The sequence below is a fragment of the Acidovorax carolinensis genome (genome assembly GCF_002157145.1).
Classification (GTDB): Bacteria; Pseudomonadota; Gammaproteobacteria; order Burkholderiales; family Burkholderiaceae_C; genus Acidovorax; species Acidovorax carolinensis.
Window position 1 is genome coordinate 2,992,386 of record NZ_CP021361.1, and the last position, 26,011, is coordinate 3,018,396.

Below are 26,011 nucleotides of genomic sequence, written 5' to 3' on the forward strand. Positions count from 1 at the left end.
GTTGAAGCCCGCTCATTCCCAATTCAGGGCGCCTTTTTTCCACTCGTAGGCGAACCCCACGACGAGGATGGCCAGGAAGATCACCACGGCCACAAAGCCGGTCAATCCCACATCCTGCAGCGTGACAGCCCAAGGAAAGAGGAAGGCAATTTCGAGATCGAACAGAATGAAAAGAATGGCCACGAGGTAGTAGCGCACATCGAACTTCATGCGCGCATCTTCGAAGGCTTCGAAGCCACATTCGTAAGGGGAGTTTTTGGCGGCGTCCGGGCGGTTGGGACCCAGCACATACCCCAGAGCCAAGGGGACGACACCTACGGCGATGCCGACCAAAATAAACAAAAGGACGGGGAGGTACTGATCGAGGTTCATCTGGAGGATGTGCTCACCGCTGTGGCCTTACCTGCGATAACCCTGACCGGGTCATGCAGGCAGGCCTTTGTTTTGGTGCCGTCGGCGAGACTCGAACTCGCACAGCTTTCGCCACTACCCCCTCAAGATAGCGTGTCTACCAATTTCACCACGACGGCTGATTTTTTATCTGGATGGCATGAGGAACCTTGCGGTTTTGGCTTCCCAGACAATCCGGAATTCTACTCCGGAAAAACCCTGCTCCGGAGACAGAAAACCAATTTACTGCGGTTTATTTCGTCGGAATCTGCCCTGCACCCGAGGCAGCAGCCGCAGGCGCGGGAATCGCTGCGTTCGAACCCGCAGCCGCAGGCGCGTCCACCGAAGCAGCCGGAGCCACAGCGGCCGGCGTTTCCAGCACGCTGCCCGAACCGGCTGGACGCACGTTGCCAAAATAGGCCAGCGCCAACGTGGCCACAAAGAACACCGTGGCAAGCACGCCCGTGGTGCGCGAGAGGAAGTTGGCACTGCCGCTGGCGCCAAACAGGCTGCCCGAACTGCCGCTACCAAAAGCGGCACCCATGTCTGCACCCTTGCCATGCTGGACCAGGATCAGGCCGATCATGCCCAGAGCCGTCAGCATCTGCACACCCAAAATCACATTCACAAGCACGTTCATTCTCAATTCACTCCTGATTTAATAGCTTGAAGCGCAAGCCCTTATTGGGCTGCAGCAATAATTTGCAAAAAGTCTTGGGCTTTCAGTGCCGCGCCACCCACCAGGCCACCGTCGATGTCGGGCTGCGCCAGCAACTGCGCTGCGTTGGCGGCGTTCATGCTGCCGCCATACAGCAGGCGAATCCGGTCTGCGTGCTCACTGGCTGCAGCCAATTGCGCACGCAGCACGGCATGCACCTGCTGGGCCTGCTCCGGCGAGGCCGTGCGTCCCGTGCCAATGGCCCAGACGGGCTCATAGGCAACCACGATTTCGCTGATGCAATGGCCATTGAGATGGATCACGGCCGCCAGCTGGCGCTTCACGACCACCTCGGTCTCTCCGGCCTCCCGTTCGGCCAGCGTTTCGCCCACACACACAATGGGCGTGATGCCTGCCGCCAGCGCCCGTTGCGCCTTGACGGCCACCACGGTGTCGCTCTCGCCGTGGTACTGGCGGCGCTCGGAGTGCCCCACCAGCACATACCGCACGCCAAAGTCCTTGAGCATGGCCGCCGATGTTTCGCCGGTGTAGGCGCCCGCTTCATGCACCGAGACATCCTGCGCGGCCAGCGCCAGCGCCGAACCCGCCGCAATGCCCGCCACCTGCGCCAGATAGGGCGCCGGCACAGCCACCGCCACGTCACAAGCGGGCTGCCCCATGCCGTTGATCAGGGCACGCACCAGCGCCTCGTTGGCAGCCAGGCTGCCATTCATCTTCCAGTTGCCTGCGATGAGTTTCTTTTTCATGATGACCACGTCAAAACAATCTTGCCGGTGTGCTGGTTGGATTCCATCAGCGCATGGGCCTGCGCCGCATCCGCGGCGGCGAAAGTGCGGTAGATGACCGGGCGCACCGTGCCTGCAGCAATCAGGGGCCAGACATGCTCACGCAGCGCGCGCGCTATGGCCCCCTTGAACGCCACCGGGCGCGGCCGCAAGGTCGAGCCCGTGATGGTCAACCGGCGGCGCAGCACCAGCCCCGCATTGAAGGCACTCTTGACCCCGCCCTGCACGGCGATGATGACCAGGCGGCCATCCTCGGCCAGACACTCCACCTCGCGCGCCACATAGTCACCCGCGACCATGTCGAGCACCACATCCACGCCCTTGCCTGCGGTGATGCGCTTGGTTTCCTCGACAAAGTCCTGCGTCTTGTAGTTGATGGCATGGTGCGCGCCCAGCGCCAGACAGGCAGCGCATTTTTCGTCGCTGCCGGCCGTCACGATCACCGTGGCACCCCACGCGCGCGCCAGCTGGATCGCCGTGACGCCAATGCCGCTGGTGCCACCCTGCACCAGCAGGGTTTCGCCCGCTTGCAGACGGCCCCGGTCGAACACATTGCTCCACACCGTGAAGAAGGTTTCAGGCAACGACGCTGCCTCGATGTCGGTCAGCCCCGCCGGCACCGGCAGGCATTGCTCGACCGGCGCCACGCACCACTCGGCATAGCCGCCACCGGCGACCAACGCGCAAACGCGGTCGCCCACCTTCAACCCGGCTCGGGACAGGGCAGCAGCATCGCCGCTTTCGACGATACCCGCCACCTCCAGCCCCGGCAGATCCGAAGTGCCCGGAGGCGGTGCGTAATGACCCAGCCGCTGCAACACATCAGGCCGGTTGATGCCGCTCGCGCTGACACGGATCAGCAACTCGCCCTCCCCCGCCTGGGGCTTGGGCCGCTCACCCAGGCGCAACACGTCCGGTGCGCCAAAGGCAGTGATTTCTACAGCGCGCATACAGGAACCCTTCGCTCGTCAATCTGAATGATTTCGGCCGCTAGCGCTTTATGGACAAGCGCCAGCAGCTCTTATATCAATAGCAGATCGATCAACCGTTCAGCTGGCCTGCGCTGCCTTCGGAAGGCACGGACTGCTGCTGTTGTTGCTGCTGATCGGCGGCCTGGCGATCACGACCGCCATCACGGCGCTCGCCACCGCGCTCACCGCCACGGTCACCACGCTCGGCCGGGGCCGGACGATCGCTGCCGCCGGCTGGGCGTTCTGCCAGGGCCTTCATGGACAGCTTGACGCGGCCCTTTTCGTCGGTTTCCATGACCTTGACCTTGACGATCTGGCCTTCCGTCAGGTAGTCGCCGACACGCTCGACGCGCTCGTGCGCAATCTGGCTGATGTGCAGCAGGCCGTCCTTGCCAGGCAGCAGGTTGATCAGTGCGCCGAAGTCCAGGATCTTGGTGACCGGGCCTTCGTAGATCTTGCCGATTTCAACTTCGGCCGTGATCTGCTCGATGCGGCGCTTGGCTTCATCGGCCTTGGCGTTGTCGGTGGCGGCGATGGTGATGGTGCCGTCTTCCTCGATGTTGATCTGGCAGCCGGTTTCTTCGGTCAGCGCACGAATCACGGCGCCGCCCTTGCCGATCACGTCACGGATCTTCTCGGGGTTGATCTTCATGGTGTACAGCTTGGGCGCGAAGTTGCTCACTTCGGTCTTGGCTTCGCCCATGGCTTCCTGCATCTTGCCCAGGATGTGGATGCGCGCTTCCTTGGCCTGGGCCAGGGCGACCTGCATGATTTCCTTGGTAATGCCCTGGATCTTGATGTCCATCTGCAGCGCGGTGATGCCGGCGGTGGTGCCAGCCACCTTGAAGTCCATGTCGCCCAGGTGATCTTCATCGCCCAGGATGTCGGTCAGCACGGCAAAACGGTTGTCTTCCTTGATCAGGCCCATGGCGATGCCGGCCACATGCGCCTTCATGGGCACGCCGGCGTCCATCATCGACAGGCAGCCGCCGCAGACCGAAGCCATCGACGATGAACCATTGGACTCGGTGATTTCCGACACCACGCGCATGGTGTAGGGGAATTCTTCCTTGGTCGGCAACACCGCCACCAGCGCACGCTTGGCCAGCCGGCCGTGGCCGATTTCGCGGCGCTTGGTGCTGCCCATGCGGCCCACTTCGCCCGTGGCAAAGGGAGGCATGTTGTAGTGCATCATGAAGCGGTCTTCGTACTCGCCGGCCAGCGCGTCGATGCGCTGCGCATCGCGCTCGGTGCCCAGCGTGGTCACCACCAGCGCCTGGGTTTCGCCACGCGTGAACAGCGACGAACCGTGCGCGCGGGGCAGCACGCTGCTGCGGATTTCGATGGGGCGCACGGTGCGCGTGTCGCGGCCGTCGATGCGCGGCTCGCCCGCCAGGATCTGGCTGCGCACGATGCGTGCCTCGATGTCAAACAGCATGCCTTCGACCTTGACGCTGTCGAAGGCAACGCCTTCTTCCTTCAGGTCGGCCATGACCACGGCATAGGCCTCGCGGCACGCGTGCGTGCGGGCCTGCTTGTTGCGGATCTGGTAGGCAGCGCGCAGCTTGCCTTCGGCCAGGGCGGTCACCTTGGCGATGAGCGGCTCATCCTTGGCGGGCGCCTTCCAGTCCCACATGGGCTTGCCGGCTTCGCGCACCAGCTCGTGGATGGCGTTGATGGCCACATTGCCCTGCTGGTGACCAAACACCACGGCACCCAGCATGATTTCTTCGGACAGTTGCTGCGCTTCGGATTCGACCATCAGCACGGCCGCTTCGGTGCCAGCCACCACCAGGTCCATCTGCGAGCTCTTGCGCGCCGTCTGGCCGGGGTTGAGCACGTATTCACCGTTGATGTAGCCCACGCGTGCAGCGCCAATCGGGCCATTGAACGGAATGCCCGAGATGGCCAGCGCTGCGCTGGTAGCGATCAGGGCGGCAATGTCGGCGTCCACTTCAGGGTTCAGCGACACCGTGTGGATGACCACATGCACGTCGTTGAAGAAGCCTTCAGGGAACAGCGGGCGGATCGGGCGGTCGATCAGGCGGCTGGTCAGGGTTTCGTGCTCGCTGGGCTTGGCTTCGCGCTTGAAGAAGCTGCCGGGAATCTTGCCCGCAGCGTAGGTCTTCTCGATGTAATCCACCGTCAGCGGGAAAAAGTCTTGCCCCGCCTTGGCCACCTTGGAGGCCACCACGGTGGCCAGCACCACGGTGTCGTCAATGTTCACCAGCACGGCGCCGCCGGCCTGGCGGGCGATTTCGCCGGTTTCCATGATGACGGTCTTGTCACCCCATTGGAAAGTCTTGGTGATCTTGTTGAAAATGCTCATGTTCAGCTCCTGTTTTAATAGCTGGCAGCGCTCTGCCAGATTAGCTTGGAGAGCAATTCAGAACACGATGCCATTCCAGTGAACCTGCCTGCTACCTGCGCGGGATCAAGGCCATTGGAATGACACAGCTTCGCTCTGTTTTGCGGCTCCGAAGTAAAAAAACGCCTGAGCTAGCGGACTAACCCAGGCGTTTTGACATGCAAATCAGATTACTTGCGCAGACCCAGCTTGGCGATCAGCGCGGTGTAACGGTCAGCGTCCTTGGCCTTGAGGTAGTCCAGCAGCTTGCGACGACGGCTCACCATGCGCAGCAGGCCACGGCGACCATGGTGGTCCTTGGCGTGCGTCTTGAAGTGAGGCATCAGTTCGTTGATGCGGGCGGTGAGCAGGGCCACTTGCACTTCTGGGCTACCCGTGTCGTTGGCAGCGCGTGCATTGGCCTTGACAACTTCGGCCTTGATGGAGGATGCGATCATTGATTTTTCCTTGATGGAGACCCGCAGCGAAGCCACAGATCATTAGTTTTTACTTGCGCCAGCGGCTGGAACGGCCATAGGCGTGCGTCTTGCACCGTGCAAAACCTGCGGATTATAACCCGAGCCATTTTTTGAGCCGCTCCACCCCCTGCACCAGGCGCTGCGGGTCCTTGGAGGCAAAACACCAGCGCAGCCAGCCTTGCGCCTCCTCGCCAAAGGCATTGCCGGGCGCCAGGCCCAGCCCCGCCTCGGCCACCAGGCGTTTGGCGGTGGCCAGCGAATCATCGTGACCCGGCAGGCGAAAGAACGCATACATCCCGCCGCGCGCACTGGCCACCTCCACGCCGGGCAGCGCCTGCAACAGCGGCACCAGCGTGTCACGGCACTGCTTAAGGTGCGCCACCACACGCGGCGTGATCTCGTCCGCATGCTGCAGTGCGGCAATGCCGGCCCGTTGCGTGAACACACTGGCGCACGAGGTATTGAACTCCACCAGCTTGCCCATGTGGTGCGTCATCGACGGCGGCATCACCAGCCAGCCCAGGCGCCAACCCGTCATCAAAAAGCTCTTGGAAAAGCTGTGCACCACCACCAGGCGGTCTTCGGGCTCGGCAATGTCCAAAAAACTGGGGGCGCAGCCATTGGCGGTGGGCTCGTAATACAGGCGTTCATACACCTCATCGGCCAAGATCCAGGTGCCTGTGGCGCGGCAATGCGCCAGGATGGCTTGCTGCTCCTGCGCCGTCAGGGTCCAGCCCGTGGGGTTGTTGGGCGCGTTCACCACCAGCAGCTTGGTGGTCGGCGTGATGGCAGCCAGCAACTCGACCATGTCCAGCGCCCAGGCGCCACCCGACTGGGGGCGCAGCGACACGCAGCGCAAATCCGCCCCCATGATCAAGGGCTGCGCAGTCAGGTTGGGCCACACGGGCGTGATGGCAACCACCTCGTCCCCCGCATCCACCAGCGCCTGCACCGCCAGCATCAGCGCATTGACGCCGCCCGATGTGATGGCAATGCGGTCGGCGCCCACAGGCCGGTGCAGCCGGCTGGTGTAAGTCGCCACTTCGGCGCGCAGCGCCGGCAAGCCAAGGTTGTGCGCATAAAACGTTTCACCGCGTAACAACGAATCCATCGCCGCCTGGCGCACCACATCGGGCGTGCCCTCGTCGCTCTCGCCAAACCAGAAGGCCAGCACATCGCTGCGCCCCATGCCGGCGTTGGCGACTTCACGGATACGGGATTCTTCGAGGTTCAGCAGGGCTTGGCGCATGGCAGGATGGGCGTGGACAATGACAACGCCGCATCGTAAAGGATGCCGGCACCAGACCGCCCGACCAACCAGTCAGCCACCGCGCCATGGAGCACTCATGCATATAACCAATTGCAACAAAATCCTGCACAACCCTCGCTCTCAAGGTGCAGGCGCCGCCGCCATCCTGTGCATGTGCATGGCACTGGGCTTGCTTGCCTTCTCCCACAACGCGCAGGCCGCATCACAGAAGAACGCCGCTGAAAAATCCGCCAGCGCACCCACTAAAAAGAAGGGTTCCGTCAAAGTGAAGCACCAGCGCAGCGCATCAGAAGAAAGCACTGCAGAGCGTGACCGGCGCCTGTATAGGGAATGCAAGGGGTTGCCCAATGCGGGGGCGTGCCTGGGTTACACGCGACGCTGAATTGGCTCACAAACCACAGCCGCCCGACCACTGGTCGGGTCACCCGCGCCACTCGTCCGCGCGCGCTGGTCTGCAAGCATGCACTCATTACCATGGGTTACATGCCTTTCTTTTTGTCTGACCAAAGCGCCACGCGACTGCCGCCTCGCCAACCTACCCACCGGCGGGCGCGTGGTTTTACGCTACTTGAAGTCATGGTGGTGGTGGCCATCATTGCCGTGCTGGCGGCAATAGCGGCGCCCAGCTTCACCCCCCTGATCGAGCGCTGGCGTGTGCGGCAAGCCGTGGAAGGACTGCAATCCACACTGTACTTCGCGCGCTCTGAAGCCATCAAACGTGGGGGCAACATCACCATACGCAAAGAACCCACAGGTTCCAACGGTTGCGCGCTGGCATCCGGCAGCAACAGCTGGGACTGCGGCTGGTTTGTCTTTGTGGATACAAACGGCAATGGCGCACAAGACTCGGGCGAAGAACTTCTCCAGCGTTTCGCCACACCACCGAATGTCGAAGTCACGCGCACCAGCGGTGGCGTCAGCATCAAGCTCAACCGCTGGGGCTTGGTCGATGGCGCCTGGCTGGGCTTCAGCCTGATACCGCTGGACAAAAACATCTCCCATCCTGGCGCACGCGGCGTCTGCATGAGTTCCGGGGGGCGTATCAAAGTCATTACCGATCCTCCATGCACTTCCGGCTAAAAGACATGCAGAACACATCCAACCCAAGCCAACGCGGCATCACGCTGATCGAATCACTGGTCGCCATCGTCATTGCCGCACTGGGCATTCTGGGCGTTTTGGGCGTGCAGATGCGCACACTGACGGATACCCAAACCTCCGTGCGTCGCGCACAGGCCATCCGTCTCATTGAGGATCTGAGTGAACGCATGAAGGTTAGCCCCAACGCGCTGCTGAGCCTCAAAGACTACGAGTCTGGATACAACGAAATCGGGAGCAGCCTGACCGCCGCCAGCTGCGACAGCACGACCTGCGCCCCGGCAGAGCAGGCGAAGTACGACCTGAAACAATGGAAAACAACGGTGCAGCAAACCCTTCCGGGAGGGCAAGCGAGCATCTTTCTCGCTCCGGGCGAAACCGCTGAGACCAACCGCCGCCAGCTCGGCGTGATCATCGCCTGGCGGGAAAACGAGCGCGAAGGCACCAAAACCGACGATATCGACGCCAGCAAAATCCGCGCTGCCGATGGCACCTTTACCGCCGGAACCGACACCACCAACGCCTGCCCCACCGACAAAACCTGCCACTTGCAGTACATCCCTGTCGCTGCCCGCTGTGCACCCTATGACAACGGCAGCGGCACCAAGATGCTCTATTGCTCTTAATGAAGGCCACCCCTTGCTCTCAAAATCCATAGCATCCAGCGCTTATCCGGCGAGCTATACCTCATGAAAACCCTTCAAACACCCCACCGGCAACACGGCGTAACGCTGATCGAGCTGATGGTCGGCTTGTCCATCGGTCTCCTGGTCGTCGCGGTAGCCATGGGCGCACTAATGGTTTCGCGCGGCATATCTGGCTCCGTCAGTGACGCCAGCGGCATACAGCAACAGGGTGCCTACATACTGCGGGTCATTGGCCAGCAACTGCGCCAAACCGGCTCGCTGTACCTGAACCCCGACCCGGCTGGAGGCACCAGCACCGACGTGCTGAGCCCCGTGGCATTTGAAATCAAGGCGAACGCAGTAGGCAGCGGAAACAGCTTCGAGCAGGAAAACACCCTCGCGGGCGCCAGCGACACCGTGACCACCGGATTCAGGCGCTATGCGGACAACGTTTTCATGGTCGCAGGCACAGAAGCCGCAGCCTCCACCCCTGCCACATTCGGCACGGACTATCTGGCCCGCAACTGTATCGGCGCCCCGGGCAATAGCAGCACCGATCAGCGGGTAGAAAGCAACTTCGCTTTTGACAGTGCCAAAAACGAACTGCGATGCGGCGGCAACGGTGCCGCGGCCCAAGCAATCGCGCAAAACGTCGCGCAATTCCAGGTTATCTACATGGTGCAAACCACCGACGCCGCCGGGACCAAGGTGCAATACACCAAGGGCAGCGACATGCCGTCCGCTGCTACCGACCCCAAATGGCGCCGCGTGCAGGGCGTGCAGGTTTGCCTGGTGCTCTACGGCAGCGAGCCCATCGACATGCCCGCAGGCAGCAGCTACACCGACTGCGATGGCAACAGCGTGAACATGACAACCCTCACCGGCGGCCGCAAGAACCGTATGCACCTGCTGTTTCGCAACACGTTCCAGTTGCGCAGCCAAGGGCTGATCTGATGCGCACGCCCCGAGAACACTGCAAATCTGCCACCATGCCACACAGTCCGCGCCCCGACGCCCTCCGCCCCAACGCCAATTGCGGCCACGGGCAACCCCTGCCAGCAGTTCCCGCGCGCCAACGTGGCGTGGCATTGTTTGTCGTCATCGTCTTCGTCATGCTCTCGATGCTGCTGGCACTGTGGGCGTCCCGCACCTCGCTGTTCAACGAAATGGTGGTGGGCAATGACGCAGACTACCAACGCGCCTTCGAGGCGGCCCAGGCATTGCTGCAAGACGCCGAACTCGACATCCGCGGTGAAATGGCCGATGGCAGCTTATGCAGCGGCCCCCCTTGCCGTGCCTACTCGAGCGCGCTGCAGTTTCCAGGCGACACCAACGAAATCAACCCACTGATTACCGTGCTGGAATCCAAGGCCACGCGCTGCCAAGATGGCCTGTGCGCACGGCGCGTGGGGCGACAGGACTTCTGGAACTACGAAAAAGCAGACACGCCCGTCAAGCCTGCCGCCAACACGGCCCTGGGCGAAGTGCCGCTTTTCGGCACATCCGGTCTCGAAACCGTGGGCGCCCGCTACGGCCAGTACACCGGTGCGGCCAATACCACCACCGCCGGCCCGCTCAACCCAATCCTGACTGACACCGCGGCTGGGCGGGGCGGTTGGTACTGGATCGAAATCATGCGCTACAGCGACACAGCCAAAAGCGCCAATGTGATTGTGGACTCCACCACCAGCCAATTGCCGCTGAACCTCGATGTTTACGTTGTCTTCCGCATCACGGCCCTGGCCATCGGGCGCAAGGCTGGCACCACCGTCGTGCTGCAGGAAACCTATGCCCGGCAACGCACAAAGGATTGAAATCCTGCGCTGATTTACTATGAATTTTATAGCTTTTAACGCATATCCAACAAGCGTTTCAGGTCATTTTTACTTCTTTTTCTGAATTCCCCCTGAAGGAGCACGCCATGCCCCGCACCAACCGCATCCCCTTCCAGAAGAACCTGCTGGCTATTGCCATGGGCGCCGCACTGTCCCCCGCCTGGGCGCTGGAGCTGGTACAGGAGCCACCACTGCCCACATCCAAATCGGCTTTTGTGGCGCCCAATGTGATTATCTCGGTCGACGATTCAGGGAGTATGAATTTCGGCGTTAAAACCGACACCACTGGTTCAACCGCTACCGGCCCAGGCTATACAGAACCTGATAGCACCGGAAAATGGATGAATGACGCCCGGCGCATCAAGGTTCTGCAATATGCATTGAAAAAAGTTTTCAATGACAAAGGCCTTATACCAGAGAATAAATTGCGGATTGCCTGGCAATCCATGAACAACGGCACCCAAAAAAATGTCAACGCGGCCGGTATGGTCACCAACTCCATGCGCCCCATTGACGCGGTCGTAGGCACCAGCAAGGTACACCGCGACAATTTTCTGGCTTTCGTCGATGGTTTGGCGCCAGGCAGTGGCACCCCATTGCACCGGCTTCCCAGCCAAGCAGATGCCTACATGCGCCGCACCCTCAACAGCAGCAGCCCATGGTCCACGGACCCCGGTGGAACCGGCAGCAAGGCCACCGAATACCTGGGGTGCCGCCGCAATTACCACATCCTGATGACCGATGGCCGCTGGAACGGTGCGGTGTCCGGGGGCACCCAGGATGGTACGAACTGGCCCTCTCTGGGCGACCGGCTGGCGTACAGCACCACATCCGACCAGACCAAAATCTATTACGACAACTATTCCGATACGATTTCTGATTGGGCATTCAAAAGCTGGATGGACCCATTGCAGACTGCATCGAGTCTGAAAGATTCAGACAAAATTAAACCCTCGAAAATTTATGATGAAGCCCCAGCCACGGAATTTTTTACCAAAACCATAAACAAATTCAAAATTGTGACAGTCTCCGGGAGTAACAGCGCCAAGAGAAAAACCGCATGCGAGGCTATTTCCGGAGAATATCTCAGCGGCACAAGTGATAATTGTAAAGTGCCAGATGGCACCGAAACCAAATCAGTAGATTTACAGAAATATTGGAATCCAAAATATAATCCCGCAACGTGGCCGCATATGGTTACGTACACGATTGGATTCAGCGATGACGCCACAACCTGGCCGGGCGCCAGCGACATCATTGGGCCATCGAACAAAGTCCCTTTTGGCTACGACAATAGCTTTGTCGATCTTGTAACCGGCCTCCAAACCTGGCCGGCGATGGATACCGAAGACAAGCGTGCACTCGACTTATGGCATTCCGCTATCAACGGGCGTGGTCGTTTTTATTCGGTATCGGAGGCCGAAGACCTCGCCAAAGCCTTTACCGAAATCATCGGCAAAATCAACGAAGAAAGCGCCCCCCTGCCCGACGAAATTGCCGGTGGTGGCAGCACCAGCGGCTACAACGTTTCGCAAAGCAATGCGGGCATATTTGCCTCAATCTACAGCCCCAAAAGAGGCTGGAGTGGTTCGATCACCGCCACAAGAGCCCTTGAACCGGAAGAATATGCGTGCCCAACAAAAGCTGACCCCAGCCTTAAGTGCGTCCGCTTTCCTGACACCATTGCCGGCTGGCAAGGCAAGTCCACAGCAGACCGGCTGGACGAGCTGACCTCGGTGGACAACCGGCTGGTGCTGAGCTGGAGTGACGACACCAGCAAAGGCATTCCGTTCAAATGGGACAGCACATCCGGCATTGGCTACAGCACTGCCCAGAAGCTGGCGTTGCTTAATGTGACTTCGGGCGACACGAGCCTGGACCCGCTGAAGACCCAGGGAATCAACATCGTCAACTACATCCGTGGCGACCGCACGTTGGAAGGCACCACCACAGCCAAACCGCTGCGCGTGCGCTACAGCCGGCAGGGCGACGTGGTCAACTCTGAAATCTGGTACACCGGCCGCCCGTCTGGCAACCATGCGATGGGTTATTCGACCTTCGTGACGGCCCAGAAAAACCGCACACCCATTTTGTATGTAGGCGGCAACGACGGCATGCTGCACGGGTTCTCAGCGACCGACGGCAAGGAGTTGTTGGCCTATGTGCCGCGTGGCGTGGTCAGCGGGCTGAAGGCCCTGACCGACAAGGACTACCAGCACCGCTACTACGTTGATGGATCGCCCATGACCGGCGACATCAAGGACGGCACCAACTGGAAGACCCTGCTGGTGGGCACATTGGGTGCTGGCGGCAAAGGCTACTTTGTGCTGAACGTGACCGACCCCGCTGGCTTTGGCACCGCCGCTGCCGCCGATCTGGTGGTGCTTGACCGCACCCGCGCCAAAGACGAGGCTGCCCCCAATTGCAGCGCGCTTTCGGGCGCGGCACAAATCGCGTGCAACACTGCCGTGGATGAAAACAAAGACATCGGCAACATCGTTGCCCAGCCGGGGCGCAACCCCGCCAACCTACAAGAGGCCACGCAGATCACGCGCATGAACAACGGCCGCTGGGCGGTGGTGATGGGCAATGGCTACAACAGCACCAACCAACGCCCGGTGCTGCTGGTGCAATACCTCGATGGCACTGACAAAAAGCTCATGCGCATCCAGGCCACCACCGATGCCATGGGCAGCGGCAACGCCAAGGACAACGGACTGGCATCGCCCGCGCTGGTGGACCTGGATGGTGATGGCAAGACTGACGTGGTCTATGCAGGCGACAACCTGGGCAACGTCTGGAAGTTCGACCTGACCAGCACCGATGAGACCCAATGGGCGGTGGCCTTCGGCAACAACAAGCCACTATTTACCACGCTCGGCCCTGTTGCTCTGGGCGGCACGCGCGACAAGGTGCAACCGATCACGGCCCCGCCCATCGTGCGCCCCAACGACCGCACGATGACCGTGGGCACGGGAGCCAGTGCAAAAACCATTCCCTTGGGTGGCATGATGGTTGCCTTTGGCACGGGCCGCAACCTCACTGCCAACGACCGCCGCACCGACATCACACAAAACGTGCAAACGCTGTATTCGGTGCTGGACAACACGCGCTATCGCATGAGGTCCGACAAGACTGCACTCGAAGTTCACCCAGGCACAGGCGATTGCACCAGCGCGCCCGCCACCTGCGTGCCCACGCCCGCGCCCGTGGGCACCCTGGCCAGCGACGGCAAGCCTTTGGCCAAGCAAAGCATCACCACCGTATCTGGTGACTTCGCCACCGTGACAGCGACCCAAGAGTTGAAGAAAGAAACCTGGAAGGACTACAAGGGGTGGTATCTGGACTTGCCGTTTACGGGCGAGCGCCTGCTAAAACCCATGCAATTCTTTGATGGCAGCAATATTCTCGCGGTCTATACCGAATCGCCCTCGGGCACCAAGAACAGCGAGAGCGACAACATCAACGAAAGCTGCGTGCCAGTGAAGGTGGACACCAGTGCCGGCAGCCAGTTCCGCACGCTGGTCAACATCATGGATGGCAAGCTCCCCACGGTCCAGCTGGTGGACTACGACAACAATGGCATCTACAACATCGACGACAAGAAAGTAGCCCGTGCGCCGGTGAAGACCGGTACCCCGGTACTGATCACGAAACGCGATCGCATCGTGGATCTGACCGGAGGTGGCGGTGCCCGGGACACCCTGAACCGCATGCCCGAGCAATCCATGCGCCCCAGCTGGCGTCAACTGCGCTAGTTTCACACTGGCAGGAGCACATCCTTATATGAAACGACAACACCAGGGCTTCACGCTCATCGAGGTCATGATCGTGGTGGCCATCGTCGGGATTCTCTCGGCGATTGCCTACCCCAGCTACACCGAGTACATACAGCGCGGGCACCGGGCCGATGCCCGTGCTGGGCTGTTGCAGGCGCAGCAATGGCTGGAGCGGGCTTCCACGGCCACGGGCGTCTATCCGATCGCCCTGCCCGCTACGCTAACGTGGGCGACCGACCCCACCAAGCGCTACACGATTGGTTTCGCAGACGGCAATACCAACGCTGCATACACCCTGGTAGCCACACGCAAATCTGGGGGGCCACAAGCCAACGACAAGTGTGGAAATTTCACACTCACCCACACTGGAGTGCGCGGAGCCTTGAATTACGCCAGCAGTACATCGGCTACCGAATGCTGGAATAAATAGCCCCTGCGCTACCATCCCCGGCGCAATGACTAAAACCGCACCCTTCATGAACCAAGCGCTTGGGCTCGCCGCTCAGGCGCTTTTTCTTTCCAACCCCAACCCGCGCGTGGGCTGCGTGATTGCAGCGGCTGACGGGCGCATCCTGGGCCAGGGCTTTACCCAGCAAGCCGGCGGCCCGCACGCCGAAGTGGTGGCGCTGCGCGATGCGGCGGCTGCGGGGCACGATGTGCGCGGCGCCACGGCCTATGTCACGCTGGAGCCCTGTGCGCACCAGGGGCGAACAGGGCCTTGCTGCGATGCGCTGGTGGCGGCGGGTATTGGCAAGGTGGTGGCGTCCATTGCCGACCCCAACCCGCTGGTGGGTGGCCAGGGCTTTGCCCGGCTGCGCGCGGCGGGAGTCGAAGTAGAAGTTGGCCCAGGCGCTGCGCAGGCGCGTGAACTCAACATCGGGTTTTTCAGCCGCATGGTGCGCGGCACGCCCTGGGTGCGCCTCAAGACGGCGGCATCGCTGGACGGAACCACGGCGCTAGCTAACGGAGCTAGCCAGTGGATTACCTCGCCCGCCGCGCGCGCCGATGGCCACGCCTGGCGCGCGCGCGCCTGCGCGGTGCTGACCGGCATTGGCACGGTGCTGGACGACAACCCGCGCCTGGATGTGCGCGAAGTGCCCACCCCGCGCCAGCCGCATGTGGTGGTGGTGGACAGCCAGCTGCAAACCCCGCTGGATGCTCGTCTTTTTATAGCTGGTCGCGCTTGTTACATCTACTCTGCAGCCCAAAATGATGCCAAACAGGCAGCGCTGGAGGCGCGTGGCGCTACCGTGATTTATTTGCCCAACCCGCAGGGCAAGGTGGACTTGCCTGCCATGCTGCGCGACCTGGCCCGGCGCGGTGTGAACGAATTGCATGTGGAAGCCGGCAACAAGCTCAATGGCTCGTTCGTGCGCGAGGGGCTGGTCGACGAGATGCTGGTGTATCTGGCGCCGACGCTATTGGGGCCGGGACTTGGCATGGCAAATATTGGCCCCCTTGAAACGCTTACCCAAGGGCTGGCGCTGAACTTCACGGCGGTGGACCGGGTCGGGCCAGACATCCGCCTCGTGGCGCGGGTGCGCGGGCGCGACGTTTTTTAATGCATGGCGGCAGCACAGGGCCTGTGCCGCACACCCGGCTCACCGGCAAACCAGCTGGCTACCCTGCCCTTGCACCCGCGCCTGCATGCCGCCGATGGCGGCAGCCGCCGCAAAGCCGGCCTGTTGAAAGGCGTCCAGCACGCTCACCAGCGCATCGGGGCTGCAACTGACCAGCAGGCCACCGCTGGTCTGGGGGTCGGTCAGCAGGTGGCGCTGCCATTCGGGCGCACCGGGGGCCCAGGCCACGTCGGCGCCGTAGGCGGCCCAGTTGCGGGCCGAAGCACCCGTGACCACGCCCTCGGCCGCAAACTTTGCTGCAACTTCAATGACTGGCACCTGGGCCAAATTCACCTGGGCCGAGAGCCCCGAGCCCCGGCACACCTCCAGCAGGTGGCCGGCCAGGCCAAAACCGGTGACGTCGGTCATGGCATGCACGCCTTCCAGCGCGCCCAGGGCAATGCCCACGCGATTGAGTTGTGTTGTGTAACGCAGCATGTCGGCATAGCCGGCGGCGTCCAGAATGCCTTTTTTGAGTGCTGCCGAAAGAATGCCCACCCCCAGCGGCTTGCCCAGCACCAGCACATCGCCGGCCTGCGCGTCGGCATTGCGGCGCACGCGCTGCGGGTGCACCAGGCCCAGGCCGACCAGGCCGTAGATGGGCTCCAGCACGTCGATCGAATGCCCGCCCGCGATGGGGATGCCAGCGTCGCGGCACACGGCAGCGCCGCCTTCGAGCACGCGGCCAATCACTTCTGGCGACAGTTGGGCAATGGGCATGCCCACCAGCGCCAGCGCCATGATGGGTGTGCCGCCCATGGCGTAGATGTCGGACAGCGCATTGGTGGCGGCAATGCGGCCAAAATCGTAGGGATCGTCCACGATGGGGGTGAAGAAATCGGTGGTGGCCACCAGCGCCTGGCTGTCGTTGAGGCGGTAAACCGCCGCGTCGTCGCTGGTTTCGGTGCCCACCAGCAGCTCGGGCGGCACGATGCCCTGCGGTGCGCGTGCCAAAATCTCTTGCAGCAGGCCCGGCGCTATCTTGCAACCGCAACCGCCGCCGTGCGAGAACTGGGTAAGACGAATGGGTTTTGAATCAACAGTCATGGTGCACGCGATTGTGCCAGCCGGCCACCGGGCAGCGCGGGGCAAGGGCCTGACCCCATGAGCCACCGCGGCCCTGTGCGCGTGGCGGATCGCCATGCGTTTCACACCCTGATCGATGCGCGCTCGCCCGCCGAATACGCACTGGACCACATTCCCGGCGCCATCAACTGCCCGGTGCTCGACGATGAAGAGCGCCGCATTGTTGGCACCATCTACAAGCAGCAAGGTGCCTTTGAGGCGCGGCGCGTGGGCGGCGCCATGGTGGCAGCCAACCTGGCGCGGCATTTGCGCACGCAGTTTGCCGACCAGCCCGCCAGCTGGAAACCCCTGGTGTACTGCTGGCGCGGCGGCATGCGCAGCGGCTCCATGGTGACCTGGCTGCGCCTGGTGGGCTGGGACGCCCAGCAACTGGCCGGCGGTTACAAGGCGTGGCGCCGCCACGTCATCGACCGGCTGGCCGAACTGGCACCACAACTGCCCCTGCGCGTGATTTGCGGCCCCACCGGCAGCGCCAAAACGCGCGTGCTGCAGGCCCTGGCGGCGCGCGGCGCGCAGGTGCTCGACCTGGAGGCCTGCGCCCGCCACCGGGGATCGGTGCTGGGTGCCTGGCCGGGGGTGGAGCAACCCTCGCAAACCGCCTTTGAAACCGCCCTGCTGCATGCGCTGGAGCCCCTGGATCTGCAACGCACCATCTACGTTGAAGCCGAGAGCAGCAAGATCGGCCGCCTGGCGGTGTCCCAGCCCCTGGTGCAACGGCTGCGCGCCAGCCCCTGCATCGAGATCGCGGCCAGCGTGCCGGCGCGGCTGGATTTTTTGCTGCGCGACTATGCCAACCTGGGCGACGACCCGGCCCTGCTGGCCCGGCAACTGGGCGTGCTCAAGGAACTGCACGGCAAGCAGGTGATTGCGCGCTGGCAAGAATGGGCCCAGGCTGGTGCGCTGGCCCCACTGTTTGCCGAGCTGGTGGCCTTGCACTACGACCCGCTCTATGCCCGCTCGCAAAGCACGCACCTGCACCAGTGGGCCACGCGTCGCACACTGGCCAGCGACGACCTTTCTGCGGCGGGCATCGATGCCCTGGCTGCCCAGGTGCTGGCGCTGGAGGATGCCCTGCGTCGGGCAGCGCCAAGGCCTGAAAAACATCAAAAAAGATAGCTACCTGCGCTTATTGGTAAAGCGCTAGAGACATTTTTATCACTATTTTTTGGCCGCATTTGAAGGCAGCGCCCCATGATGGGGCAAGCTGGTCGTGCACCACGATTGCTTTTCGTGGCCCGAATTTTGCTTAATTTTGGTGCAGATCTGGCGCCTGCGTCCGGATTGCACCAGAACAGATCAATTCAGAGCCAGGGGAAGTTATGAATGCACACCAACAGGGCGGCGATGCCTTGTTCATTTTGCTGGGCGCCATCATGGTCCTGGCCATGCACGCCGGTTTTGCGTTTCTGGAGGTGGGCACCGTCCGCAAAAAGAACCAGGTCAACGCCCTGGTCAAGATACTGGTGGATTTTTCGGTCTCCACGGTGGTGTATTTCTTGGTGGGCTACGGCGTGGCCTATGGCACGCATTTCTTGGTGGGCGCGGAGACGCTGGCCCAGCACAACGGCTTTGCACTGGTGAAGTTCTTCTTTCTGCTCACCTTCGCGGCGGCGATTCCCGCCATTGTGTCGGGCGGCATTGCAGAGCGCGCCAAGTTCTGGCCCCAACTGTTGGCAACAGCCGTCATCGTCGGCTTTGTCTATCCCTTTTTTGAAGGCATCGCCTGGAACGGGCATTTCGGCATACAGGCCGGGATCGCAGCCCTTACCGGCGCCGCCTTCCACGACTTCGCCGGCTCGGTGGTGGTGCACGCCGTGGGCGGCTGGATTGCGCTGCCCGCCGTGCTGCTGCTGGGCTCGCGCTCCAACCGCTATCGCAAGGATGGCGCCATCTCGGCCCATCCACCCTCCAACATCCCTTTCCTGGCGCTGGGTGCGTGGGTGTTGGTGGTGGGCTGGTTTGGCTTCAATGTGATGAGCGCGCAAACGCTGGACAAACTCTCGGGGCTGGTGGCGGTCAACTCCCTGATGGCCATGGTGGGCGGCACACTCGCGGCGCTGGTGCTGGGCAAGAACGACCCCGGCTTTGTGCACAACGGCCCGCTGGCAGGCCTGGTGGCTGTCTGCGCGGGTTCTGACCTGATGCATCCGCTGGGAGCGCTGGTGGTGGGCGCCGTGGCCGGCAGCATCTTTGTGGTGATGTTCACCCTCACCCAGAACCGCTGGAAGATCGACGACGTGCTGGGCGTATGGCCCCTGCACGGGCTGTGCGGCACCTGGGGCGGCATTGCCGCAGGCATTTTCGGCAGCAAGGCCTTCGGTGGGCTGGGCGGTGTCAGCCTGTGGGCACAACTCATCGGCACGGCCATGGGCGTGATGTGGGCGCTGCTGGGCGGTGCCCTGGTGTATGGCGTGCTCAAGGCCACGCTGGGCCTGCGCTTGTCGCAGGAAGAAGAGTTCGACGGTGCGGATTTGTCGATCCACAAGATCAGCGCAACGCCGGACCGCGAAGTGAGCTGGTAAGCCTGCGGCCGCCCTGGCCCCGATGCGCCGTGCCCCGAACGGCTGCTTTCGCCGCCTTGAAACGACGGCGCCACGTCTGACAGCCACCCGCCGCGCGGCCCGCTACGCTGTGGCACATGATGGGCAAGACTGGCCGCACACTTGCGCCGGCGTTCCCATCCCACTGGCAGTGCCCGCCACCGATTCACGCCGCTACGCCCGCCCATGACCCTCGCCTTTGTTTTTGGTTTTCTTCCCGCGCTGCTGCGCCGGCACCTGGCGCTGCTGTGCGCGGCGCTGCTCATTCCCCTGCTGGGGGCTTGCGCCGAATTGCCCAGGAACGTGCAGCGCCCCGTTTCAACGGCGCTGGAAACCGTTGTCGGCACACCGCTGGCCGCGCTGGTGGACGAGCGCCGGGCGGCAGCAAATGCGCGTTTTGATTCCGGTTTTTTGTTGCTGGCCGGCCCCCAGGCGGCCTATGGCAGCCGCCTGGCCTTGGTGGAGGCGGCGCAGAAAACGCTGGATCTGCAGTACTACGCCATCCACGCCGATGCCAGCGCCGAGCGCCTGCTGCTCAGCGTGGTGGCCGCCGCCCGGCGCGGCGTGCGCGTGCGCGTGCTGCTGGACGACTTTCATAGCGCGGGCAAAGACGCGCAGGTGATGCGCCTGGCCTTTGAGCCCAACATCGAAATGCGCATGTTCAACCCGGTGGCGGGCGCCCGCAGCTCGGCCTTCTGGCGCATGGTCAGCGCGCTCAGCGATTTCTCGCGCGTGCAGCAGCGCATGCACAACAAGCTGTTCATCGCCGACAACGCCATGGGCATTGCCGGCGGGCGCAACCTGGGCGACGCCTATTTTGGCCACGACACATCGGGCAACTTTGTCGATCTGGACGTGCTGGCGGTCGGCCCCATCGTGCAGGACCTGTCGCGCAGCTTTGACAGCTACTGGAACAACGAGCGCGCCTACCCGGTGCAGTCGCTGATCACGCAAGAAGAGCTGCAGGCCCAGCGCACCGCGCTTGCCGCCACCGCCACCACCGAAGATGCGCAAGAAGGCGCGCGCACCGAGCCTTCGTCTGCGCCCACGGCCGCGCCTGGCCCTGCGGCAGCAGCATCCACCCCGATGGCGGCGCCAGACGCCAACGCGGCCCAGCGCAGCCTGGTGTGGGACCGCAAGCCGCTCGATCTGAAAACCGCCCGCTTTGTGTGGGCGCCCGCCGTGGTGCTGGTGGACAAGCCCGCCAAGATTCCGGCGGAATCCTCTGCCACCACCGAGGCGCTGCCACCCCAGCCCGGCACGCCCTCGCCGCGTGCGGCCGTGGCGGCGCAACAGCGCAACGCCAAAGCGCCCCCACCCGCACCACCAAGCCCAAGCGCCGCGGGCAAGGCGGCATCCCTAACCACCGCCGCTGCCACCGGCGATGCTGCGGGCGAGGTGCAAGATGCACAGACGGTCGATCTGGAGGACAAGGAAGACACCGTGGTGGATGGCCTGCTGCAGCTGATGGGCCAGGCGCGGCGCGATCTGCTCATCGTCTCGCCCTATTTCGTGCCGGGGCGCGAGATCACCGCGGCCTTTGCCGAAGCGCGTGCGCGCGGCGTGCGGGTGCGGGTGCTGACCAATTCGCTGGCGTCGAATGACGCCCCCATTGCCCACGCCGGCTACGCACGCCACCGCAAGGCGCTGCTGGGCATGGGCGTCGATCTGTACGAAATGCACAGCGAGGCCACCGGCGTGCGCCGGGCCTTCAGCGCCACGGGCAGCAGCGGCGCCACCGGGTCCTCGCGTGCCATGCTGCACTCCAAGCTGGTGATCATGGACCACCGGCTGCTGGCTGTGGGCTCGATGAACCTGGACATGCGCTCGCAAAAGCAGAACACCGAGATCGCGCTGCTGATCCGCAGCACCGCCCTGGCACGCCGGGCCGGCAGCAGCATCGAGCAGGCTCTGCGCGACGCGGCCTGGCATGTGGAACTGCAAAGCGGGGCGGCCTGATCTGGCGGGCGCCGCTGGGCAGCAACCTGCAGGATGCCACCAGCGAGCCCGGCGCCAGCGTGCCCCTGCGATTGCTATTGCTGCTGCTGGGCCCGCTGGCGCCCGATCATCTGCTGTAACCCCACCGCCGGGCTTTACGGCTGCAAGGCAGCCACCCAGGCCGTGATGGCGCGCTGGTCGGTCATGGTGCGCACATGCTGATAGGCCAGCTCGGCCTCTGGATAACGGCGACGCAGCAGGTTGAGCCATTGCTTGAGCCGGCCGGCCCGCTGGCGCGGTTCCAGGTCGTCGCATACCAGCTGCCAGAACGCTGCCAGCTGCGGCAGCAACGCGGGCCATTCCACCGGGTCTGCGCCAGGCCGGCCATCATCGGCCGCGCGGATGGCGCGGGCTAGCCCGGGGTCGGCCACCATGCCGCGGCCCAGCATGAGGGCGTCGCAGCCCGACTCCGCACGGCAGCGCTGCGCGTCGGCCACGGTCCAGATCTCGCCATTGGCCACCACGGGGATGCGCACGGCCGCGCGGATTGCCGGAATCTGCTCCCAATAGGCCGGCGGGCGGTAGCCGTCGGCCTTGGTGCGCGCGTGCACCACCAGCTCGCTGGCGCCGCCCGCTTCCATGGCCTGCGCGCACTCGCGCGCCAGGCTCGCGTCGTTGAAGCCCAGACGCATCTTGGCCGACACGGGCAGGTGGGCCGGCACGGCGCGACGCACGGCGGCCACCAGCGTGGCAATGCGTTCGGGCTCCTGCAGCAGCGCCGCCCCCCGCCGTGGCGGTTGACCACCTTGGCCGGGCAGCCAAAGTTCAGGTCGATGCCCTCGGGGCCCAGCGCCGCCAGGGCGGCCGCGTTCTCGGCCATGCACACCGGGTCGGAGCCCAGCAGCTGCGCACGCACCGGCACGCCCGACAGCGTGCGCCCGCCATGGCGCAGCTCGGGCAGGTAGCGCAGGAACACCTTGTCGGGCAGCACGGTGCCAGTGACGCGGATGAACTCGGACACGCAGCGGTCCACGCCGCCCACGCGGGTCAGCACATCACGCAGCACAAAATCCAGAAGCCCCTCCATCGGGGCGAGCAGCAAGGTCATGGTGTGGTCCACCCGCCCGGCGCGGCGGTGGATGTCGAGAAAAAATTCACATAAAAACAGGTTAAAGCGCTTATTCAGCGAGCGCTAGCAGCTACAAAACAAATAGCAAATTAGAACCTGCTCCGCTGCCACCGGCAGCGCCCGCCATTGTGCGGCAGCCTGGCGGATGGGCTTCCGTGCCGGCGCTGGCTGACTGGCTGCACGGCGGTGCGCCGCGCAGGTCATCACAGCGTCATCGCGCGGTGCTGCAATGCGGGCCATTCCCTTCCGTGATCCGTGCGTCCATGTTGCTCCAACGAACCGAAAAAGCCCGCCGTGAACTCTCACCAGGCGTTCGCACCCTGAGCCTGCGCGAACGCTCGCTGCTGCTGCTGGCAGACGGCAAGCCCCTGTCCGAACTGCAGGCCATGTACAACGGCATCGGCGCCCAGATGGTGGAGCAGCTCTTGCGCGACGGCTATCTCGCTGGCCTGGCCACCACGCAGCCCGTTGAGCCCCCCGCCCCGGCGCCCGAAACACCCCCCGAACCCACCGAGGCCCTGCGCTCATTGGCGGGCACCCGCATGTACCTGTTCGACCTGTCCGAGCGCCTGTTTGCCCGCCGAGACCCGGATCTGGCACGCAGCTACCACGCGGCCCTGCGCGAGGCGCGCGACCGCCAGAGCATGCTGGCGGTGGGTGAAGCCCTGATGGCCGAGGTGGCCAAGGTGGCCGGGGATGAACGCGCACAGAGCATTCGCGAACGCCTGGAGCAGCTGCAGCCGCCCGACCGCGCGCTGTCTGCAGCCATGATCGACTGAGCGGCGCAACGCCCTCAAGGCACTCACTGCCCCCCGCCCTACCGGGCGCTACCGAATCAGGCCGCAGCCAGGCGCCACAACGAAGTGACTTCCGCCGCACGGGCCGCGTGCAGCGCATCGCCCGCATCGGCCGCCTTGGCGTGGCGCGGGCGAATATCTGCGCGGCCCAGCACCTTGAGGCCCGCGTCGGCAATCCAGCCCATGAGCTGCTCGCGGGTGCGCAGACCCAGGTGCTCGGCCAGGTCCGACAAGATGAGCCAGCCCTCGCCGCCCGGTTCCAGGTGATCGGCGAGCCCCGCCAGAAAGCCCGCAACATGCGGCTGCCTTCGTCATACACCGCGTGCTCGATCGGCGAGCTGGGGCGGGCTGGCAACCAGGGCGGATTGCACACCACCAGCGGCGCACGCCCGGCGGGAAACAGGTCCACCGACTGCAGTTCCACCTGCGCCAGCACGCCCAGGCGCTGCAGGTTGTCACGGGCGCAGGCCAGCGCGCGCGGGTTCTGCTCGGTAGCCACCACGCGCTGCACGCCGCGGCGCACCAGCAGGGCCGACAGCACGCCCGTGCCCGTGCCGATGTCAAAGGCCAGCGCCTTCGATGGCAGGTCGGCCGAAGCCACCAGGTCCACATATTCGCCGCGCACGGGCGAGAAAACGCCGTAATACGGATGGATGCGGTTGTTGGGGGCGGCGCCCAGGGCAGGTACTTCCACACCCTTCTTGCGCCACTCGTGCGCGCCCACCAGGCCCAGCAGCTCGCGCAGCGAAGCCACCGAGCGCTCGCCCGTGGCGGGGCCCCAGGCTTCGGTGCAGGCCTGGCGCAGGTCGGGGGCGCGGCGCAGGTCAATGCCGTAATCGCCTTCCAAAGGAATCAGCAGGGCCGACAGCACGCGGGCGCGCTGCGCCTGCGCCTGGCGGTGCAGGTGAAACGCCTCGGCCGGCGTGGCTGCCGCCATTTTTTCTGCAGCCTTGGCCGCTGCCTTGGCGGGCTTGCGGTCGACACGGCGCATGAGGGCCTGCAGCAGCATGCGGGCATTCTGGAAGTCGCCCTGCCACAGCAGACCCGTGCCTTCGCAGGCGAGCCGGTAGGCGGTGTCGGCAGACAGCGTGTCATCGGCCACCACGACACGGCGCGGCGCGACGGCCCCGCTTTCGGAGCGCCAGCGGGCGTTGCGTACCTCGCCCTGTTCGTTCCATTCAATCATGGGAGCCTTTTAAGTGTTCTATGGTGCTGCGTGCCGCTTGACGCTGGCGCTGCATAGGCCAGCGCCCCCCGCGCAAGGGCCGCCCCGCCGCGCTGGGGGCGTCCGCCTGCCCGTAGCGCGCAGCGATACGAGAGCGGGGGGAAGGAGCGCAGCGACATAGGGGGGTGTTTCTTAATTCAATGGGCGTTTGAGGCGCACTTCTTCGATCTTGACGCCACCCACCACGGCCGTCTTGGCGGTGGCGAGCTCGCGCTTGAAGCCGGCCATTTCGTGGAAGCGGATGGCGCGCTCGTTGCGCAAGGGCACCCACGCGGTCACGTTGGTGCAGCCTTCTTCGTGCAGGCCGTCGCGTGCGGCGTCCCACAGGGCCAGGCCTACGCCCTGGTTCCAATGGGTGGGCGCGGCATAGATGGCCCAGATTTCACCGGTGGTGGGGCGGGACTTTTCATCGCGCGAGCGGTCATAGCCGACGAAGCCGACAATTTTTTCGCCATCAACGGCGACCTGCACCTGCGGCTCGCAATATTCGATGGCCTCGCGCCAGTAGGCCTGGCGCTTTTCGACCGACATGGATTTCAACTGCTCGTCTGGCACCAGACCTTTGTAAGCCTCTTGGGCGGAAACGGTATGGATCTGGGCAATGGCTTTGGCATCGCGAAGCGTGGCGGGACGAACCTGGATACTGGACATGGAAAAACCGAACGAAAACAGGGGTGAAAAAACAAAAAGGACCGGCATTGTCGCCGCAAACGCTTTTTCACCCTGCGCCGTTGGTTAATCGGCGGGCCTGCCACGGCCCCTGATGCTGCCGTCAGGCCATTGCCACCGCAGCCTTTTCGCCGCCCGTTGCCGCGCCCAGCGCGCGGGCGCGCTTGTTGCGCGGACGGGGCACCTTCACCGCTGGCGGCACCCCATTGATGGCACCCAGGCCCAGCACCAGCGTGACGCTGCACGATGCTTCCTCGCGCTCATCGGGCGCGTAGGGGCGATAGCTGCCGTTGCAGCTGCCATGGCTGCGCTGCACGGCATGGAGCACCACGCGCGCACCGTCGCGGCTGGCGCCCGTGCACAGCACGCGCAAACGCGCGTCGCGATCAAGCGCCAGGCCCATGTGGCCGGGCCGGTTGATGAGGTCGGTGCGAATGGCGCGCCAGGTTTGCCCGTCGTCCAGCGAAAACTGCCAGGTGCCCGCCTGCGTATCCAGATATTCAATCACCACGCCGGCCGAGGCCCGCAGTTCGGCGCAGTTTTCCTGCAGCAGATGGGCCACGGTGTTGCCCCCCACGCCAGCCCCCGCGCCATTGGCCACGGTGGGACGCGGATCGGCAGTGCGTGGACGGTGGGCGGAAAATCCGGCGGCAGAATGGAAAGCACTGGCACTCATGAGGAAACCTCTTTGTGGATAACCAAGACAGGATCGGTTGCGCAATGCGGTCTGACCACAGACCATCACAACG

The 26,011-nt window shown here is 63.7% G+C and carries 21 protein-coding genes, 1 tRNA gene and 3 pseudogenes; 12 read left to right on the plus strand and 13 right to left on the minus strand.

Features of this window, described 5'->3' with window-relative positions:
- Nucleotides 1-12: 12 nt before the first annotated feature.
- From CBP34_RS13960 to CBP34_RS13995, 8 genes are all read right to left on the minus strand, one after another.
- The gene (locus tag CBP34_RS13960) at nt 13-372 is read right to left on the minus strand and encodes an NADH-quinone oxidoreductase subunit A (protein WP_086912981.1); all 360 of its coding nucleotides are present in this window, start codon (nt 370-372) and stop codon (nt 13-15) included.
- Nucleotides 373-445: 73 nt separating this feature from the next.
- A tRNA-Leu gene (locus CBP34_RS13965) sits at nt 446-530 on the minus strand.
- Between the two features lie 113 nt (nt 531-643).
- Entirely contained in the window at nt 644-1,030 is a 387-nt protein-coding gene (secG, locus tag CBP34_RS13970) for a preprotein translocase subunit SecG (RefSeq protein WP_086912982.1), read from the minus strand.
- 41 nt (nt 1,031-1,071) lie between these two features.
- Nucleotides 1,072-1,815, minus strand: a complete 744-nt coding sequence (tpiA, locus tag CBP34_RS13975) for a triose-phosphate isomerase (protein ID WP_094098391.1) — start codon at nt 1,813-1,815, stop codon at nt 1,072-1,074.
- A complete protein-coding gene (locus tag CBP34_RS13980) occupies nt 1,812-2,804 on the minus strand; it encodes an NAD(P)H-quinone oxidoreductase (protein ID WP_094098392.1) in 993 nt (330 codons plus the stop codon). The genes tpiA and CBP34_RS13980 overlap by 4 nt, the downstream gene beginning before the upstream one ends.
- Before the next feature lie 91 nt (nt 2,805-2,895).
- Nucleotides 2,896-5,154 carry a polyribonucleotide nucleotidyltransferase gene (gene pnp, locus CBP34_RS13985; protein ID WP_094098393.1) on the minus strand — a complete coding sequence of 753 codons (2,259 nt, stop codon included), beginning with the start codon at nt 5,152-5,154 and terminating at the stop codon, nt 2,896-2,898.
- A gap of 209 nt (nt 5,155-5,363) precedes the next feature.
- On the minus strand, nt 5,364-5,630 hold the full coding sequence (gene rpsO / locus CBP34_RS13990; RefSeq protein ID WP_034712472.1) for a 30S ribosomal protein S15: 267 nt from the start codon (nt 5,628-5,630) through the stop codon (nt 5,364-5,366).
- Between the two features lie 112 nt (nt 5,631-5,742).
- Entirely contained in the window at nt 5,743-6,900 is a 1,158-nt protein-coding gene (locus tag CBP34_RS13995; protein ID WP_094098394.1) for a pyridoxal phosphate-dependent aminotransferase, read from the minus strand.
- A gap of 172 nt (nt 6,901-7,072) precedes the next feature.
- Between CBP34_RS13995 and CBP34_RS20105 the strand changes: the two genes are divergently transcribed.
- The 8 genes from CBP34_RS20105 to ribD all read left to right on the plus strand — a co-directional run bounded on the left by CBP34_RS20105 (nt 7,073) and on the right by ribD (nt 15,821).
- On the plus strand, nt 7,073-7,303 hold the full coding sequence (locus CBP34_RS20105) for a hypothetical protein (RefSeq protein WP_236748425.1): 231 nt from the start codon (nt 7,073-7,075) through the stop codon (nt 7,301-7,303).
- A gap of 194 nt (nt 7,304-7,497) precedes the next feature.
- Complete coding sequence (locus CBP34_RS14005) at nt 7,498-8,001, plus strand: GspH/FimT family protein (RefSeq protein ID WP_236748586.1); 504 nt, start codon at nt 7,498-7,500, stop codon at nt 7,999-8,001.
- 5 nt (nt 8,002-8,006) lie between these two features.
- Nucleotides 8,007-8,645, plus strand: coding sequence for a type IV pilus modification protein PilV (pilV, locus tag CBP34_RS14010; RefSeq protein WP_094098395.1), 639 nt, complete (start codon nt 8,007-8,009; stop codon nt 8,643-8,645).
- Nucleotides 8,646-8,708: 63 nt separating this feature from the next.
- A complete protein-coding gene (locus tag CBP34_RS14015) occupies nt 8,709-9,599 on the plus strand; it encodes a PilW family protein (RefSeq protein WP_094098396.1) in 891 nt (296 codons plus the stop codon).
- Between the two features lie 35 nt (nt 9,600-9,634).
- A complete protein-coding gene (locus CBP34_RS14020) occupies nt 9,635-10,459 on the plus strand; it encodes a pilus assembly PilX family protein (RefSeq protein ID WP_167372735.1) in 825 nt (274 codons plus the stop codon).
- Between the two features lie 107 nt (nt 10,460-10,566).
- On the plus strand, nt 10,567-14,238 hold the full coding sequence (locus tag CBP34_RS14025; RefSeq protein ID WP_094098398.1) for a pilus assembly protein: 3,672 nt from the start codon (nt 10,567-10,569) through the stop codon (nt 14,236-14,238).
- Between the two features lie 28 nt (nt 14,239-14,266).
- Nucleotides 14,267-14,689, plus strand: a complete 423-nt coding sequence (locus CBP34_RS14030; RefSeq protein WP_094098399.1) for a type IV pilin protein — start codon at nt 14,267-14,269, stop codon at nt 14,687-14,689.
- A gap of 25 nt (nt 14,690-14,714) precedes the next feature.
- Nucleotides 14,715-15,821 (plus strand): bifunctional diaminohydroxyphosphoribosylaminopyrimidine deaminase/5-amino-6-(5-phosphoribosylamino)uracil reductase RibD, encoded by a 1,107-nt coding sequence (gene ribD, locus CBP34_RS14035; protein WP_094098400.1) that lies wholly within the window; start codon nt 14,715-14,717, stop codon nt 15,819-15,821.
- A gap of 39 nt (nt 15,822-15,860) precedes the next feature.
- On the opposite strand, the gene selD is transcribed toward ribD, so the two are convergent.
- Nucleotides 15,861-16,937 carry a selenide, water dikinase SelD gene (gene selD, locus CBP34_RS14040; RefSeq protein ID WP_418134726.1) on the minus strand — a complete coding sequence of 359 codons (1,077 nt, stop codon included), beginning with the start codon at nt 16,935-16,937 and terminating at the stop codon, nt 15,861-15,863.
- 45 nt (nt 16,938-16,982) lie between these two features.
- Between selD and mnmH the strand changes: the two genes are divergently transcribed.
- The 3 genes and pseudogenes from mnmH to CBP34_RS14055 all read left to right on the plus strand — a co-directional run bounded on the left by mnmH (nt 16,983) and on the right by CBP34_RS14055 (nt 21,582).
- A complete protein-coding gene (gene mnmH / locus CBP34_RS14045; RefSeq protein ID WP_094098402.1) occupies nt 16,983-18,080 on the plus strand; it encodes a tRNA 2-selenouridine(34) synthase MnmH in 1,098 nt (365 codons plus the stop codon).
- 203 nt (nt 18,081-18,283) lie between these two features.
- Nucleotides 18,284-19,486, plus strand: coding sequence for an ammonium transporter (locus tag CBP34_RS14050; RefSeq protein WP_094098403.1), 1,203 nt, complete (start codon nt 18,284-18,286; stop codon nt 19,484-19,486).
- Nucleotides 19,487-19,690: 204 nt separating this feature from the next.
- Nucleotides 19,691-21,582 (plus strand): annotated as a pseudogene (locus CBP34_RS14055) (phospholipase D family protein).
- Between the two features lie 15 nt (nt 21,583-21,597).
- Here CBP34_RS14055 and CBP34_RS14060 read toward each other — a convergent pair.
- A pseudogene (locus tag CBP34_RS14060) lies at nt 21,598-22,550 on the minus strand (tRNA dihydrouridine synthase).
- Between the two features lie 284 nt (nt 22,551-22,834).
- Between CBP34_RS14060 and CBP34_RS14065 the strand changes: the two are divergent.
- Nucleotides 22,835-23,350, plus strand: a complete 516-nt coding sequence (locus CBP34_RS14065) for a hypothetical protein (protein WP_094098404.1) — start codon at nt 22,835-22,837, stop codon at nt 23,348-23,350.
- A gap of 56 nt (nt 23,351-23,406) precedes the next feature.
- Here the strand turns inward: CBP34_RS14065 and CBP34_RS14070 are convergent.
- The 3 genes and pseudogenes from CBP34_RS14070 to CBP34_RS14080 form a co-directional block, all read right to left on the minus strand.
- Nucleotides 23,407-24,554, minus strand: a pseudogene (locus tag CBP34_RS14070) (methyltransferase).
- 171 nt (nt 24,555-24,725) lie between these two features.
- A complete protein-coding gene (locus CBP34_RS14075) occupies nt 24,726-25,244 on the minus strand; it encodes a GNAT family N-acetyltransferase (RefSeq protein WP_086914144.1) in 519 nt (172 codons plus the stop codon).
- Between the two features lie 121 nt (nt 25,245-25,365).
- A complete protein-coding gene (locus CBP34_RS14080; protein WP_094098405.1) occupies nt 25,366-25,938 on the minus strand; it encodes a hypothetical protein in 573 nt (190 codons plus the stop codon).
- Between the last annotated feature and the right edge of the window lie 73 nt (nt 25,939-26,011).

Coding starts and splice junctions, on each gene's coding strand:
- CBP34_RS13960 (WP_086912981.1), bottom strand. CDS start 372: ATGAACCTCGATCAGTACCTCCCCGTCCTTTTGTTTATTTTGGTCGGC.
- ribD (WP_094098400.1), top strand. CDS start 14,715: ATGACTAAAACCGCACCCTTCATGAACCAAGCGCTTGGGCTCGCCGCT.
- CBP34_RS14030 (WP_094098399.1), top strand. CDS start 14,267: ATGAAACGACAACACCAGGGCTTCACGCTCATCGAGGTCATGATCGTG.
- secG (WP_086912982.1), bottom strand. CDS start 1,030: ATGAACGTGCTTGTGAATGTGATTTTGGGTGTGCAGATGCTGACGGCT.
- tpiA (WP_094098391.1), bottom strand. CDS start 1,815: ATGAAAAAGAAACTCATCGCAGGCAACTGGAAGATGAATGGCAGCCTG.
- CBP34_RS14025 (WP_094098398.1), top strand. CDS start 10,567: ATGCCCCGCACCAACCGCATCCCCTTCCAGAAGAACCTGCTGGCTATT.
- CBP34_RS14015 (WP_094098396.1), top strand. CDS start 8,709: ATGAAAACCCTTCAAACACCCCACCGGCAACACGGCGTAACGCTGATC.
- mnmH (WP_094098402.1), top strand. CDS start 16,983: ATGAGCCACCGCGGCCCTGTGCGCGTGGCGGATCGCCATGCGTTTCAC.
- CBP34_RS13995 (WP_094098394.1), bottom strand. CDS start 6,900: ATGCGCCAAGCCCTGCTGAACCTCGAAGAATCCCGTATCCGTGAAGTC.
- CBP34_RS14005 (WP_236748586.1), top strand. CDS start 7,498: ATGGTGGTGGTGGCCATCATTGCCGTGCTGGCGGCAATAGCGGCGCCC.
- CBP34_RS20105 (WP_236748425.1), top strand. CDS start 7,073: ATGTGCATGGCACTGGGCTTGCTTGCCTTCTCCCACAACGCGCAGGCC.
- CBP34_RS14050 (WP_094098403.1), top strand. CDS start 18,284: ATGAATGCACACCAACAGGGCGGCGATGCCTTGTTCATTTTGCTGGGC.
- pilV (WP_094098395.1), top strand. CDS start 8,007: ATGCAGAACACATCCAACCCAAGCCAACGCGGCATCACGCTGATCGAA.
- CBP34_RS14075 (WP_086914144.1), bottom strand. CDS start 25,244: ATGTCCAGTATCCAGGTTCGTCCCGCCACGCTTCGCGATGCCAAAGCC.
- CBP34_RS14080 (WP_094098405.1), bottom strand. CDS start 25,938: ATGAGTGCCAGTGCTTTCCATTCTGCCGCCGGATTTTCCGCCCACCGT.
- CBP34_RS14020 (WP_167372735.1), top strand. CDS start 9,635: ATGCCACACAGTCCGCGCCCCGACGCCCTCCGCCCCAACGCCAATTGC.
- pnp (WP_094098393.1), bottom strand. CDS start 5,154: ATGAGCATTTTCAACAAGATCACCAAGACTTTCCAATGGGGTGACAAG.
- CBP34_RS14065 (WP_094098404.1), top strand. CDS start 22,835: ATGTTGCTCCAACGAACCGAAAAAGCCCGCCGTGAACTCTCACCAGGC.
- CBP34_RS13980 (WP_094098392.1), bottom strand. CDS start 2,804: ATGCGCGCTGTAGAAATCACTGCCTTTGGCGCACCGGACGTGTTGCGC.
- rpsO (WP_034712472.1), bottom strand. CDS start 5,630: ATGATCGCATCCTCCATCAAGGCCGAAGTTGTCAAGGCCAATGCACGC.